This window comes from Klenkia marina (assembly GCF_900101025.1).
GTDB classification, from domain to species: domain Bacteria; phylum Actinomycetota; class Actinomycetes; order Mycobacteriales; family Geodermatophilaceae; genus Klenkia; species Klenkia marina.
On record NZ_FMUH01000002.1, the window covers coordinates 580,968 to 594,739 of the forward strand.

The window sequence follows — 13,772 nt, forward strand, 5'->3', positions numbered from 1 at the left end:
CCAGCGAGGGGTGGCTCCCGTTCAGCGGAATTCGTCGGTGCGGGCCAGTTCGCGGGCGATGCCGCGGGCGGCCACCTGGAGCACCGGCACGAGGCGGGGAAGGTCGCGCTCGGCCCGGTGCGTCGGGACGACGATGCCCAGCGCCGCGGCCACCACGGTCGGGGCGCCGCCCCGGGCGACCACCACCGGTACCGCGACCGAGGCGGCGCCCAGGGACATCTCCTCCGACGTCCGGGCCGCGCCCGACCGGCGCACCTCGGCCAGCTCCCGGGCCAGCCGGACGGGGTCGACGATCGTGTGCCGCGTCTGCCGGGACGGGGCGCGGAGGACGTCCTCGACCACCTCGGGCGGGGCGGCGGCCAGCAGCACCTTGCCGACGCCGACCGCGTGCAGCGGCAGCCGGCTGCCCACCTGGCTGACCACCGGCACCGACTCGCGCCCGGACACCCGGTCGACGTAGAGCGCGTCGAGGCCGTCGCGCACGGCCAGGTGGACGGTGTCGCGCGTGGCGGTGTGCACGTCCAGCAGGAACGGGCTGGCCACCTGGCGCAGCTCGGCCTGCACCGGCGCGAGCAGCCCGAGGTCCCACAGTCGCCGGCCCACCACGTAGCGCCCGTCCGGGCGCCGCACCAGGGCGCCCCAGGCGCTCAGCTCCGCGAGCAACCGGTGCGCGGTGGTGAGCGGCATGCCGCTGCGCTCGGCGATCTCGGACAGCGTGAGGCGCGGGTGGTCGGCGTCGAACGCGTCGAGCACCCGCAGGGCTCGGGACGTCACCGATCGTCCGGGGTGTGCGCCGCCTCCGGCCACGCAGCCTCCTTCCACCCAGCGGGAAGCACAGGGTGCCAGAGAACCGTGCCGCGCCGTACGTTCCGGGACATGACCGGGACCACATCCTCGGGTGACGGGGGCCGTCTCGCCCTGCCCCGCTACGTGCGGGAGGACGCCGGCGCCCGCACCCCCGTCGCCTTCCCCGACTACCGCTCGACCGGCCTGCGCGCCCCGCTGCGCACCCCGGTCGACCTGCCGCACCGGCTCACGGAGATCACCGGGCCGGTGCTGGGCGAGGACCGGGTGGCCCCCGGCGACGCCGACCTCACGCTGCGCGCCGGCGGCGAGGCGCAGGGCCAGCGGATCAACGTGTTCGGCCGCGTGCTCGACAGCGACGGCCGCCCGGTGCCCGGGGCCCTCGTGGAGGTCTGGCAGGCCAACGCCGCCGGTCGCTACCGGCACGTGGTGGACAACTGGCCGGCCCCGCTGGACCCGCACTTCGACGGCCTGGGCCGGGTGGTCACCGACGAGCTGGGGCGCTACGAGTTCACGACGATCAAGCCCGGCGCCTACCCGTGGGGCAACCACCACAACGCCTGGCGGCCCGCGCACATCCACTTCTCGCTGTTCGGGCGGGCGTTCACCCAGCGCGTGGTGACCCAGATGTACTTCCCGGACGACCCGCTGTTCGGCCAGGACCCGATCTTCAACGCGATCCCGCCGGCCGCCCGGCACCGCGCGGTCGCCACCTTCGACCTCGACCGCACCCAGCCCGACTGGGCGCTCGGGTTCCGCTGGGACATCGTGCTGCGCGGTGCCGACCAGACCCCGTTCGAGACCGACGACGACGGAGATGTCGCGTGAGCGAGCACGTGTCCCCCCTGGTCCGCGACGCCGACGGCACGAACGACCGGCGTCCGGGCACGCCCCGACGGGGCAGCGGCTTCCTCGACGGCCCGCACCGCCTGCCGACCACCCCCAGCGCCACCGTCGGCCCGTACCTGGCCATCGGGCTGACCTGGCCCGACGGCGCCGACGCGGTCGCCCCGGGCACGACGGGGGAGATCTGGCTGCGGGGCACCGTGCGCGACGGCAACGGCGACGTCGTCCCCGACGGGATGGTCGAGAGCTGGCAGGCCGACCCCGCCGGACGCTTCGCCCACCCCGACGACCCGCGCGGGTCGTCGTCCACCGCCGGGTTCCGCGGGTTCGGCCGCTCGGCCACCCCCGGCGGGGAGTACGCGATCCGCACGCTGAAGCCCGGCGCCGTGCCCGACGGCGAGGGCGGGTGGCAGGCGCCGCACGTGGACCTCTCGGTGTTCGCCCGCGGCCTGCTCGACCGGGTCGTCACCCGCGTGTACTTCGCCGACGAGGCCGAGGCCAACGCCGCCGACCCCGTGCTGTCCGGGCTCACCGAGCAGCAGCGGGCCACCCTGGTCGCCCGGCCCACCGACGACGGCTACCGGCTCGACATCCACCTGCAGGGTGCGGACGAGACCGTCTTCTTCGCGGTCTGAGACCGGCTGTGAGGATGGGCACGTGACGGGACTCTGGGACGGCACCTTCGCGCGCGGGGGTGCCGCCGCCGCGGTCTCCGACGGCGCCTGGCTGCAGGCGATGCTCGACGTCGAGGCCGGGCTGGCCCGCGCCGCGGCCCGCTGCGGGCTGGTCGCCACCACGGCCGCCGACGAGGTCACGCGGGTCGCGGCCCAGCCGGGGGCGCTGGACGTCGCCGCCGTGGTCGCCCGGGCGGCCGACGCCGGCAACCCGGTGCCGCCGCTGGTGCGGGTGCTCACCGACGCCGTCGGGCCGCACGCCGCCGCCGCGGTGCACGTGGGTGCCACCAGCCAGGACGTCGTGGACTCGGCGATGGTGCTGCTCGCCCGCCGGGCCGTCGCCGCGATCGACGCCGACCTCGCCGCGGCCGCCGACGCCTGCGCCCGGCTGGCCGCCGAGCACCGCGACGACCCGGTCATCGGTCGCACGCTGATGCAGCAGGCGTTGCCCACCACCCTCGGGCTCAAGGTCGCCGGCTGGCTGGCCGGCCTCGACGGTGCCCGCACCCGGCTGGCTGCGGTCGACGCGTCGCTGCCCGTGCAGTACGGCGGAGCGGTCGGCACGCTGGCGGCCAGCTCGGGGTCGGGCGTCGACGTCCGGGCGGCGCTGGCCGACGAGCTGGGGCTCACCACCACCGCCGTCCCGTGGTTCACCACCCGGCTGCCGGTCGCCGACCTCGCCGGGGCCCTGGGCGCCGCGGCCGGGGTGGTCGCCACGGTCGCGCTCGACGTCGTCCTGCTCGCGCAGACCGAGGTGGCCGAGGCCGCCGAGTCGGGGGAGGGGCGGGGCGGGTCGTCGGCGATGCCGCACAAGCGGAACCCCGTCGCGGCGATCTCCGCCCGGGCCTGCGCCCGCCGCGCCCCCGGGCTGGTCGGCACGCTGTTCGCCGCCATGGAGCAGGAGCACGAGCGCTCGGCCGGGGCCTGGCACAGCGAGTGGCCCACCCTCTCGGCGCTGCTGTCCACCGTCGGGTCGGCCGCGGCCTGGCTGGCCGACTGCCTGGGCGGGCTGCGGTTCGACCCCGTCCGGGCCGCCGCCGTGGTCGACGCCGCCTCGGGCGCGCAGCTGGCGGGCGCGCTGGCCGAGGCGCTCACCCCGGCCCTGGGGCGCGGCCCGGCCCACGACGCCGCCGCCGACGCGGTGCGCCAGGCCGCCCGCGAGGGCCGCCCGCTCGCCGACCTGGTCGGCGAGCGCACCGACGTCGACGCCGGCACCCTGCTGGCCGGCGCCGCTCCCGACACCGGCGAGGCCGCCGCCCAGGTCGACGCCGCGCTCGCCGCGCACACCATCACCCGCAGCTGAGGAGACCCGATGTCCGTGATCGACGTCCACCACGAGGTGACCGGGCCCGAGGGTGCCCCGGTCGTCGTCCTGTCCAACTCCCTCGGCGCGACCCTGGAGATGTGGGACCCGCAGGTGGCCGCGCTGGCCGAGCGCTTCCGGGTGGTCCGCTACGACACCCGCGGCCACGGTCGCTCACCGGCCGCGCAGGGGGACTCGACCATCGACGACCTCGCCGACGACGTGCTCGCCCTGCTCGACCGGCTGCGCATCGGCCGGGCGCACGTCGTGGGCCTGTCCATCGGCGGCATGACCGGCCTGCGGCTCGCCGCGCGCAACCCCGAGCGGGTCGACCGGCTCGTCGTGCTGTGCAGCTCGGCGCACCCCGGCAACCCCGACGCGTGGCGTGACCGCGCCGCCACCGCCCGCAGCCAGGGCACCGGCGCCCTGGCCGAGGCCGTGGTCGGCCGCTGGTTCACCCCCGCCTTCGCCGAGGCGCACCCCGACCTGGTGGCCCGCATGCGGGAGACGATCGCCGCCTGCGACGACGAGGGCTACGCGGGCTGCTGCGCCGCCGTCGGCGCGCTCGACCTGCGCGACCAGCTCGACGCGATCACCGCGCCCACCCTGGTGATCAGCGGCGCCGACGACCCCGCGCTGCCGCCCGAGCACCAGGGGGCCATCGCCGCCGGCATCCGCGGCGCGGCGCTGCTCACCCTCAGCCCCGCCGCGCACATCGCCAACGTCGAGCAGCCCGAGCACGTCACCGCCGCGCTGCTGGCCCACCTGGGCGGCATCCGGTGACCGAGCCGACCTCGACCCCGGCCTCGACCCCGAGCACGGACGACGAGCGCCGCGCCGCCGGCATGCGCACCCGGCGGGAGGTGCTGGGCGACGCCCACGTCGACCGAGCGGTGGCCGCGGTGACCCCGCTGACCGCCGACTTCCAGGACTTCATCACCCGCGTCGCCTGGGGCGACCTGTGGCAGCGGCCCGGCCTGGACCGGCGCACCCGCTCGATGCTCACCCTGGCGATCACCGCCTCGCTGCGGCACTGGGACGAGTTCGCGCTGCACGTCAAGGCCGCGGTGCACAACGGGCTCACCGACGACGAGATCGCCGAGGTGTGCCTGCACACCGCGGTCTACGCCGGAGTGCCGGCCGCCAACCACGCCCTCGCCGTCGCCAAGCCCATCCTGGCCGAGCTCCGGACGTGACGTGCCGGAACGGCCCGGCTGCAGGGCCCCGTGGCGCACGCAGTGCGTCGTGGGGGGCAGCCGGGTCCTTCCTCAGTCGGCCGGGATGCTGACCGCGAAGGACACGGTGTTGGGCTGGAAGTCCACGGTCGCCGTGTCGGGGTAGGTGAACACCCCGCCGAAGGTGATCGTGCCGGTGGTGAAGTCCGCCGGGACGTCGAACGCGGTGCCCACCAGGCTCGGGTCGGGCACGATGTCCTGCGCCGGGACGACGGTGCCGTCGGGCAGGGTCAGCGTGAAGTACTCCGAGGGGGCCTCGCCCGCGCTGAGCCCGTCGGCCACCAGGTCGGTGTCGATGACCAGGAAGGCCCGGTCGGGCCCGGAGGGCCGCGCGGTCACGTTCGTGCCGGCGAACCAGCTCAGCGACGCCTCCTGGACGGTCACCGTGAAGGTGAACGGCGTGGTCACCCGGCCCGGCGCGCTGATGACCCCGGGGATCTGCTGCGGGGCGATCGCGTCGGCGGTCCGGCTGGTGCGGGTGGTGATCTGCAGGTTGTCCGCGCCGGGCGAGCCGTCGACCAGCGACAGCGTCTGGGTGTTCTCGCCGTCGACCACGACCAGCTCGACGTCGGCGTCCTCGGGTGCCGAGATCAGGCCCTCGACCGTGGCGCCGGGGGTGACCAGCGAGGGGTCGACGTCGACCTCGTCGCCGCCGTCGACGGTGTAGGACAGGGACGGGGCGTCGTTGCTGTAGCCCTCGCCGCGGTCGACGGTGTAGCTGAACACCCGGAAGACCTCGCCCTCGGCGGGCCGGCGGGCGTCGTCCCCGGTGCCGATCCGGTCAGCCTCGCCGAGCCCGGTGACGGTCACGCGGGCCGAACCGCCGGACAGCGTGGCCAGGCCGTCGGGGGCGCTCAGGTCGACGTCGTCGAAGGGGCCGTCGGCGGTGAACCCGGCGTCGGCCCGCGGCGGCTGGGGCACCTCGAGGCCACCGCTGCCGTCGGGCGGGCCGCCGCCGTCGGGGCGGGCCAGCAGGTCGGGATCGGTCACGGCCTGCGGCTCGGGGTCGGTGGGCTCGTCGGACACGTCGAAGGTGACGTCGCCGTCGCCGTCGGACGGGGCCATCGGGAAGAGCAGGTAGGCGGCGCTCGGGTCGCCGTCGACGAACAGCACCGGACCGCAGACCAGGTCGTCCTGGACGTCGGTCGTGTCGGCGTTGCGGTAGCTGAACCAGCACGCGCTGTCGTCGTTCGTCGCGCCGCCGCGGGACTCGGCGTACGAGGCGAACTTCCCCTCGGCGTCGTCGAGCACCTTCTCCGGCTCGGCCACGGTGCGCCCGGCGTAGGTGAAGTCGCCGCCGCGCAGCAGGAAGAACCACAGGCCGCCGGCGACCAGGGCCACCACGAGCAGCGCCGCGGCGCCGATGATCAGCGGCTTGCGCTTGCTGCGGGGACGCGGCTGCACAGACCACGGGGCCGGGCCGCCGGCCGGGTTCCAGGCCCCGGCCGGCTGCTGCTGGCCCTGCGGGGCGCCCTGCTGGGGACCCTGCGGGGAGCCCTGCTGAGGGTGCTGCGGCGGCACGGCGCCGAACTGCTGGGTCGGGTACCGGCCATCCCAGCCGGCCTGCTGCCCCGGCTGCGGCCCGGACGGGGGCGGGACCGGCGGCCGGCCCTGCTGCGGGCCCTGCTGGGGGGTGGGGGGCGCACCCTGCCACGGAGGGGACGACGGACCGGACTGCTGTCCGGGCTGCTGGCCGGGTTGCTGGCCGGGTTGCTGGCTCTGCTGCTGGCCCTGCTGGGGGTTCTGCCACTGGCCGGGCCACCCTGCCCCGTTGCCTGCCCCGTTGCCGGGAGCCCTGCCGTCGCCGCGCTCGGTCACGTGCCCTCCTCGTCGGTCGACCGAGGGCAGGCTGCCCCGGTCGGCTCTCCGGAGGCCGAAGGTAACGGGTCCGACCGTTTCCGCGCCTGCTGACGATCACCCGTACCGGCGAGCCCCCCCGGCGGAAACGACGGTTACGCAGCGGAAGGGGAGAGTGACCTGCCGCACCGGGGGGCCTGGTCGAGGTGCGGGGGGGCGGGGGGTCTGTGAAGATCGTCCACAGTTCGGTCCACGTGGCCCGGGCGCCGGTCGTCGTGCCGGGGCTCCGTGGTGACACCTCATGAAGCGGGGTGGGGCCGCCGATCCTGCCCCGCTCGACGCCCGTCGTGTCGCGGGGTGCCCGCTGCCAGGAGGTGCCGCGCGCCCGTGCCCGAGAACACCGCACCGCCCAACCGCACCCACGCGGCCCCGGCTCCCCGGCGGGGCCGCCTGCGGGCCGTCCCGTCCCGCACCGACGCCGTGCGGTCCGACGCGGTGCGCCCCGACGGTTCGCGGCCCGACGGCGTGCGCCCCGACCACGTGCTCGACACCGGGCGCCGGCTGCGCATCGCGCTGATCGCCTCCAGCCGGTTCCCGATCGCCGAGCCCTTCGCCGGTGGTCTCGAGTCCCACGTCTGGCAGCTCACCCGCTCCCTGGCCGCCCGTGGCCACGACGTCACCCTGTTCGCCGCCCCCGGTTCGGACCCCGACCTGCCGGTCGAGCGGCTGCCGGTGCGGCGCGTGGAGATCAGCCCGGCCGCACGCGCGGACGTGAGCATGGCCCCGGAGGTGTTCCTCGAGGACCACCACGCCTACTTGGCGCTGATGCTCGAGCTGACCGGCCGGCGGGCGCTGGACTTCGACCTCGTGCACAACCACGCCCTGCACTACCTGCCGCTGGCCATGGCCCCGGCGCTGCAGGTGCCGATGGTCTCGACGCTGCACTGCCCGCCCACGCCCTGGATGGAGTCTGCGCTGCAGAGCGGCGGCCCCACCCCGGTGCACCTGGTGGCCGTCAGCGAGCACACCGCAGCGGCCTGGCGCAGCTCACGCGGGGTGCGCCAGCAGGTCGGCGTGGTGCCCAACGGCGTCGACCTCTCCCGATGGGTGGCCGGCCCGGGTGGCGGTCCGCTCATCTGGTCCGGGCGCATCGTCCCGGAGAAGGGCACGCACCTGGCCGTGCAGGCGGCGCTGGCCGCCGGGCGCGAGCTGCAGATCGCCGGGCCGGTCGTCGACCGCGAGTACTTCGACCGCACCATCGCGCCGTTCCTGGGTCGCGGGGTGACCCACCTGGGCCACCTCGACCACCCCGAGCTCGCCCGTGCGGTGGGCCGGGCGTCGGTGGCGCTGGTGACCCCGTGCTGGGACGAGCCCTTCGGCCTGGTGGTCGCCGAGGCGCTGGCCTGCGGCACCCCGGTGGTGGCCTTCTCCCGCGGCGGCATCCCCGAGGTGCTCACCCCGGCCTGCGGGCGGCTCGTGCCCCCCGGCGACGTCGCCGCCCTGGCCGCGGCGATCCCCGAGGCCGAGCAGCTCTCGCGCGCCGACGCCCGCGAGCGGGCGCGCGCACACTGCTCGGTGGAGACGATGGTCGACCGCTACGAACGCGTGTACGGCTCGCTGGCGGCCGCCGCGGTGGCGACTGCGTGAGGGAGGCGGCCGTGATCGGCTGGTACGTGCACCACCAGGGCCGGGGGCACCTGCACCGGGCCGCCGCGGTGGCCGCCGTCCTGGACCACCCGGTCACCGGCCTGTCCTCCCTGCCCGACCCCGGCGGCCCGTTCGCCGCGTGGGTGCCGCTGGCCGACGACGCCGCGCACCCGGTCGAGGAGGTCACCGCCGGCGGCGCCCTGCACTGGGCGCCCCGCGGGCACGACGGCATGCGCGAGCGCATGGCCCGGCTGGCCGCCTGGGTCGACGAGGCGCGCCCCGCGGCGGTGGTGGTCGACGTGTCGGTCGAGGTCAGCGTCTTCCTGCGGCTGATGGGCGTCCCCGTGGTGGTCACCGCGATGCCCGGTGACCGCACCGACGCCCCGCACACCACCGGCTACACCGTGGCCGACCGCGTGCTGGCCTTCTGGCCCCGCGACGTCCTCGACCCGCCCTGGCTGGCCGACCAGGGCGACCGCGTCGTGCACGTCGGCGCCGTCTCCCGCTTCGACGGCCGTCCCCCCGCCGACCCCGCGCCGGGCACCGCCGTGCTGCTGGCCGGCGGCGGGGGCAGCGCCGTGACTGCCGCCGACGTCGACGCCCTGCGCGCGGTCACGCCGGGCCTGTCCTGGACGGTGCTCGGCGGCCCGGGCGAGTGGACGGCCGACCCGTGGCCGGTGCTCTCGGCGGCCGACGTGGTGGTCACCCACGCCGGGCAGAACGCGCTGGCCGAGGTGGCCGCGGCCCGCCGTCCGGCCGTGGTCGTCGCCCAGGACCGCCCCTTCCGCGAGCAGCACCGCACGACCGAGGCACTGCACCGCTCGGGGGTCGCGGTCGGCCTGCCCCGCTGGCCCGACGCCGCGGCCTGGCCCCGCCTGCTCGACCAGGCGCGTGCCCTGGGCGGCGACGGCTGGGCCCGGTGGTCCCCGGGCGACGCCGCGCAGCGGGCGGCGGCCGAGATCCGTGCCGTGGCCGGCGCGGTGTCCTCCCCGGTGTCCTCGCAGTGAGGACGGCGGTCGTCACCGTCGTGCACGGCCGGCACGCCCACCTCGCCCGCCAGCTCGCCGGCCTCGCCGCCCAGACCCGCCCCGCCGACGACCACGTGGTGGTGGCGATGGGCGACGCCGGGGTGGCGGCGGTCGTCGGTGATCGCGCCCGGGTGGTCGACCTGCCCGCCGGGCCCCGGTTGCCGCTGGCCGGGGCCCGCAACGCCGGCGCGGCCGTCGCCGTCGCCGCCGGTGCGCAGCTGCTGGTGTTCCTCGACGTCGACTGCATCCCCGGGCCGACCCTGGTCGAGCGGTACGCAGCGGCCGCCCAGGACGGTGTGCTGGACTCGGGACCCGTGAGCTACCTGCCGCCGGCCGACGACTACGACCTGGCGACCCTGCCCACCCTGGCTGACCCGCACCCTGCCCGGCCCGCGCCGCCCGACGGCGAGGTCGTGCCGGCGACCGACCACCGCCTGTTCTGGTCGCTGTCCTTCTCGGTCACCGCCCCCACCTGGGCCGCGCTGGGCGGCTTCTGCGAGGAGTACGCCGGCTACGGCGGCGAGGACACCGACTTCGCCGAGACCGCGCACGCCGCCGGCGTCCCGCTGCGCTGGGTGGGTGGTGCGGCCGCGTTCCACCAGCACCACCCGGTGTCCCGGCCCCCGGTCGAGCACCTGGACGACGTGCTGGTCAACGGCGCGGTGTTCGCCCGGCGCTGGGGCTGGTGGCCCATGCAGGGCTGGCTGACGGCGTTCGAGGAGCGCGGCCTGGTGCGCCGCGCCGGCGACGGCTGGGTGGCCGCCTGATGCGCGTGGTCACGGTGCCGCACACGCACCCCTACCTCGACGCCGTGCTGCCCGCCGGGGTCGAGCGGGTCGGTCCGCCGCCTCCGCCGGACAACCCCTGGGCGCCGAGCCCCTGGCTGGATGCCGGTTACCTCACCGCGCACGCCCACGAGGTCGACGTCGTGCACCTGCACTTCGGCTTCGACGGCCTGACGCCCGACGAGATGCTCGCCTGGACCGAGGCGGTGCGCCGCAGCGGCGTGGGCCTCGTGGTGACCGTCCACGACCTGCGCAACCCGCACCACTCCACCCGCGAGCGGCACGACCGGCACCTGGCCGCGCTGCTGGGTGCCGCCGAGGTCGTGCTGACGCTGACCGAGGGCGCCGCCGACGAGATCGCCGAGCGGTTCTCCCGCTCCTGCATCGTCGTCCCGCACCCGGGCCTGGTCACCCCGCTGCCGGACGTCGGCCGCGAGCCCCGCCTGGTCGGCGTCCACCTGAAGTCGCTGCGCACCAACCTGCTCGACCCGCTGGACGTCGTCCGCGCGGCGGCGTCGGGCGCGGTGTCCGGCGGCGGGCGGCTGCGGGTCGACGTGCACGACGACGTCGACCTCGACGCACGGGTGCCCGGGCTGCGGGAGGGCGCGCAGGCGGGGGAGTACGAGCTGGTGGTGCACCCCCGCTACGACGACGCAGAGCTCACCGCCTACCTGCAGACGCTGGCGGTCTCGGTGCTGCCGCACCGGTTCGGCACCCACTCGGGCTGGCTCGAGGCCTGCCGCGACGTCGGCACCCGGGTGGTCGCCCCCACCTGCGGCCACTACGCCGACCAGTGGGACGACGTCGTCCTCTACGGCAACGACGAGGTGCGGGGTCTGGACGCCGGGTCCCTCACCGCCGCGGTGCTGGTCGCGGTCACCCGGCCCTGGCCGGCCAGGGCCGAACCGGCCTGGCGCAGCGAGCAGCGGGCCCACCTGCGCCGGGTGCACGACCACGTCTACAGCCGGGTGGCCGCCGACGGCACGCCCTCGTGACGGCCGAACCCTCGGCGCGCCCCGCTGGCGGGCCCCGCGCCGCCGGGGAGCCGGCCGTGGGGCACCTCGTCGTCGGGCCGCCCGAGCACGGGGTCACCCGGTGCGCCCGTGAGCTGGCCCTGGCCGCCGGCGACGCAGCCGCGCCCGACCTGCTGCACGTGCACTACACCGACCGGCTGTTCGGCCCCACCGCCGAGACGTCGGCCGCGGCGTTCACCGAGCTGGCCCGGGGCCTGGACCGGCCGCTCGTGGTCACCCTGCACGACGTCCCGCCCGACGACGGCTCGGTGCTCCAGCAACGCCGCGCCCGGGCCTACGCCGCCGTGGTGGACGCGGCGGTGGCGGTGGTGGTGAGCAGCCACCACGAGGCGGCCCGGCTGCGTGCCTTCGCCGACGTCGCGCCGCACGTGGTCCCGCTGCCGGTGCAGCCGCTGCCCCCGGGACCGGTGCCCCCGCCCGACGGGCAGGTGGTGGTGCTGGGCTTCGTGTACCCGGGCAAGGGGCACGCCGAGGCGCTGCGGGCGCTCCCCGCCGGGGTGGGCCTCACCGCGCTGGGCCGCGCGTCGGACGGTCACGACGACCTGCTGGCCGAGCTCGCCGCCCTCGGCCCGCTCACCGTCACCGGCTACGTGCCCGACGACGAGCTGCCGTCCCGGCTGCGTGCGGCGTCGGTACCGCTGGCCCCGCACCGGCACGTGTCCGCGTCGGGCTCGATCGGCTCGTGGCTGGCCGCCGGACGCCGTCCGCTGGTGCCCGACGTGGCCTACACGCGCGAGGTGGCGTCCCGCTGCCCCGGCGCCCTGTGGCTCTACGACGACCTGGCCCCCGCGCTGGCCGCCGCCGTGGCCGACCCGTCGCTGACCTGGCTGGCGCCGGGCACCCCGACCGGCCCCACGATGGCCGAGACGGTCGCCGCGCACCGGGTCGTCTGGGCGACGGCGGCGTCGTGACGGTGCCCTCGTGACGGTGCTCGGCGAGCCCGGCCGGTACGTGGTGCGCGGCAACGACTGGTCGGACCTGGACGACGCCCGGCCCGCGTCGCCGCCGACCGTGAGCGTGGTGGTCCCGTACTACCGCGCCCAGGGGCAGCTGGACCTGGTGCTGGCCGGCCTGGCCGCGCAGACCCACCCCGCCACCCGGTTGCAGGTGGTGGTCGCCGACGACGGGTCGCCCGAGCCGCCGAGGGTGCCGGCCGGGGTGGTCGTGGTCGGTCAGGAGGATCGTGGTTTCCGGGCCGCCGCGGCGCGCAACCTGGGTGCGCGGGCCGCGGACGGCGACGTCCTGCTGTTCGTCGACGGCGACACCGTGCCCGCGCCCACCTACGTCGAGGAGCTGGCGGCGCTGCCTTCCCTGGTGCCCGACGCTCTGGTCACCGGCCGCCGCCGGCACGCCGACCTGACCGGCTGGACGCCGGAGCGGGTGCGTGCCTGGTTCGCCGGCGGCCCGGCCCCCGAGGAGCTCACCGAACCGGCGTGGCTGCGGGAGGCCGGGTCGTTGCTGGACGCCGACGACCGCTCGTACCGCTTCGTGATCAGCGCCGTGATGGGCCTGGGCCGGTCGCTGTTCGAGGAGGTCGGCGGCTTCGACGAGACCTTCGACGGCTACGGCGGCGAGGACTGGGAGCTGGCCCACCGGCTGTTCGCCGCCGGGGCCGTGCTGGCGCACCGCGAGCGGGCGGTGGCCTGGCACGACGGTCCTGACTGGGGGCTGCGCGGGGACGACCCGGTCGCCGCGCAGCGGGAGAAGAACGCCGAGACCCGGTCGCTGGCCCGGTTGCTGCCCGACCCGGCGGCGCGCGGGGTGGGTGGCTGGTGGCGGTTCCCCGACGTCGTCGCCCGGCTCGCCCCGGGGGTGGACGTCGACGCGACCGTGCTCGGCGTCCGCTCACTGCTCGCGGCCGGCCTGGACCTGCAGGTCTGGGGCGTCGACCCCGACCTGCTGGACGGCGACCCGCGGGTGCATGCGGGGGAGCCGCCGGCAGCGGTGCTGGCCCGTTGCCGCACCCAGGTCGCGCTGTCCGGCCCGCTGCTGTGGCCGACCGGCGAGCTGGCCCGGCTCGTGGACCTCGTCCGCCCGGGCGGGGTCGGTCGGCTGCTGGGTGACGTCGACGGGGTGGCCGTCGAGGTGGCGGCGACCCGCGCGCTGCGGCGCTGCGCCCGCTCGGGTGTCGACATGTCGACCCTGTTCGGGGAGTCCCGGGTCGACATGTCGGCCTCGGCGCCCGGCCCGCACCCCGACCTCGCCCACCACCTGCCCCGGCTCTGACTGCCCCGCCCCTGACTCCCCGCCCCTGACCCGTCCGGGGTCAGGTGAGCAGGGCGCCCAGGAACACCAGGTAGAGCGCCAGGGCAGCCACCGCGCACGCCGTCGACGGCCGGGTCCACCGACCTGTGACGGTCGCCAGCCAGGCCGCGACCGCGAGCAGGATCCAGGCCCCCGCGTGGCCGCTGTCGACCAGGGCGCCCCACCGCCCCGACGCCACGGGCGGGACACCGTCGCCCCAGGTCGTGAAGACGACCGCGACGGCGGTGGCCACGACGGCCCCGGCCAGCCACCGGACGCGGGGCGCCGACACCCGACCGCCCGCACGGCTCACACCCTCGTCGTCCACGGGCGCATGATGCCTCGCCCCCGCGTGCGTGCGCCACGACGTCCGGA

Annotated in this window: 14 protein-coding genes; 11 read left to right on the forward strand and 3 right to left on the reverse strand. The window is 77.0% G+C overall.

Features of this window, described 5'->3' with window-relative positions:
• Positions 1 to 21: 21 nt before the first annotated feature.
• The gene (locus tag BLP29_RS07925) at positions 22 to 774 is read right to left on the reverse strand and encodes an IclR family transcriptional regulator (protein WP_243469778.1); all 753 of its coding nucleotides are present in this window, start codon (positions 772 to 774) and stop codon (positions 22 to 24) included.
• 102 nt (positions 775 to 876) lie between these two features.
• Here BLP29_RS07925 and pcaH point away from each other — a divergent pair, with 102 nt between their 5' ends.
• From pcaH to pcaC, 5 genes are read left to right on the forward strand one after another with little or no spacing between them, the layout of a single operon-like run.
• Positions 877 to 1,632 (forward strand): protocatechuate 3,4-dioxygenase subunit beta, encoded by a 756-nt coding sequence (pcaH, locus tag BLP29_RS07930; protein WP_092802108.1) that lies wholly within the window; start codon positions 877 to 879, stop codon positions 1,630 to 1,632.
• Entirely contained in the window at positions 1,629 to 2,285 is a 657-nt protein-coding gene (gene pcaG, locus BLP29_RS07935; protein ID WP_207798374.1) for a protocatechuate 3,4-dioxygenase subunit alpha, read from the forward strand. Before pcaH ends, pcaG begins: the two co-directional genes overlap by 4 nt.
• 22 nt (positions 2,286 to 2,307) lie before the next feature.
• Positions 2,308 to 3,627 (forward strand): 3-carboxy-cis,cis-muconate cycloisomerase, encoded by a 1,320-nt coding sequence (gene pcaB / locus BLP29_RS07940; protein ID WP_092802111.1) that lies wholly within the window; start codon positions 2,308 to 2,310, stop codon positions 3,625 to 3,627.
• A gap of 9 nt (positions 3,628 to 3,636) precedes the next feature.
• Complete coding sequence (pcaD, locus tag BLP29_RS07945) at positions 3,637 to 4,410, forward strand: 3-oxoadipate enol-lactonase (RefSeq protein ID WP_092802114.1); 774 nt, start codon at positions 3,637 to 3,639, stop codon at positions 4,408 to 4,410.
• A complete protein-coding gene (gene pcaC / locus BLP29_RS07950; RefSeq protein WP_165839325.1) occupies positions 4,407 to 4,823 on the forward strand; it encodes a 4-carboxymuconolactone decarboxylase in 417 nt (138 codons plus the stop codon). Before pcaD ends, pcaC begins: the two co-directional genes overlap by 4 nt.
• A gap of 72 nt (positions 4,824 to 4,895) precedes the next feature.
• Here pcaC and BLP29_RS07955 read toward each other — a convergent pair whose 3' ends face one another.
• Positions 4,896 to 6,680: a hypothetical protein gene (locus BLP29_RS07955; RefSeq protein ID WP_092802117.1), complete on the reverse strand. Its 1,785-nt coding sequence runs from the start codon at positions 6,678 to 6,680 to the stop codon at positions 4,896 to 4,898.
• A gap of 366 nt (positions 6,681 to 7,046) precedes the next feature.
• Here BLP29_RS07955 and BLP29_RS07960 point away from each other — a divergent pair, with 366 nt between their 5' ends.
• From BLP29_RS07960 to BLP29_RS07985, 6 genes are read left to right on the forward strand one after another with little or no spacing between them, the layout of a single operon-like run.
• Positions 7,047 to 8,306, forward strand: coding sequence for a glycosyltransferase (locus BLP29_RS07960; protein ID WP_207798375.1), 1,260 nt, complete (start codon positions 7,047 to 7,049; stop codon positions 8,304 to 8,306).
• The gene (locus BLP29_RS07965; RefSeq protein WP_207798376.1) at positions 8,303 to 9,313 is read left to right on the forward strand and encodes a glycosyltransferase; all 1,011 of its coding nucleotides are present in this window, start codon (positions 8,303 to 8,305) and stop codon (positions 9,311 to 9,313) included. The genes BLP29_RS07960 and BLP29_RS07965 overlap by 4 nt, the downstream gene beginning before the upstream one ends.
• A complete protein-coding gene (locus BLP29_RS07970; RefSeq protein ID WP_092802123.1) occupies positions 9,310 to 10,101 on the forward strand; it encodes a glycosyltransferase family 2 protein in 792 nt (263 codons plus the stop codon). The genes BLP29_RS07965 and BLP29_RS07970 overlap by 4 nt, the downstream gene beginning before the upstream one ends.
• Entirely contained in the window at positions 10,101 to 11,114 is a 1,014-nt protein-coding gene (locus tag BLP29_RS07975; RefSeq protein ID WP_092802126.1) for a glycosyltransferase, read from the forward strand. The genes BLP29_RS07970 and BLP29_RS07975 overlap by 1 nt, the downstream gene beginning before the upstream one ends.
• Before the next feature lie 56 nt (positions 11,115 to 11,170).
• Positions 11,171 to 12,064 carry a glycosyltransferase family protein gene (locus BLP29_RS07980; RefSeq protein WP_133379086.1) on the forward strand — a complete coding sequence of 298 codons (894 nt, stop codon included), beginning with the start codon at positions 11,171 to 11,173 and terminating at the stop codon, positions 12,062 to 12,064.
• Positions 12,065 to 12,074: 10 nt separating this feature from the next.
• Positions 12,075 to 13,379 carry a glycosyltransferase gene (locus BLP29_RS07985; protein ID WP_207798377.1) on the forward strand — a complete coding sequence of 435 codons (1,305 nt, stop codon included), beginning with the start codon at positions 12,075 to 12,077 and terminating at the stop codon, positions 13,377 to 13,379.
• A gap of 40 nt (positions 13,380 to 13,419) precedes the next feature.
• Here the strand turns inward: BLP29_RS07985 and BLP29_RS07990 are convergent, their stop codons facing one another.
• On the reverse strand, positions 13,420 to 13,725 hold the full coding sequence (locus BLP29_RS07990) for a hypothetical protein (RefSeq protein ID WP_092802132.1): 306 nt from the start codon (positions 13,723 to 13,725) through the stop codon (positions 13,420 to 13,422).
• Positions 13,726 to 13,772 lie beyond the last annotated feature (47 nt).

Coding starts and splice junctions, on each gene's coding strand:
- pcaH (WP_092802108.1), top strand. CDS start 877: ATGACCGGGACCACATCCTCGGGTGACGGGGGCCGTCTCGCCCTGCCC.
- pcaD (WP_092802114.1), top strand. CDS start 3,637: ATGTCCGTGATCGACGTCCACCACGAGGTGACCGGGCCCGAGGGTGCC.
- BLP29_RS07975 (WP_092802126.1), top strand. CDS start 10,101: ATGCGCGTGGTCACGGTGCCGCACACGCACCCCTACCTCGACGCCGTG.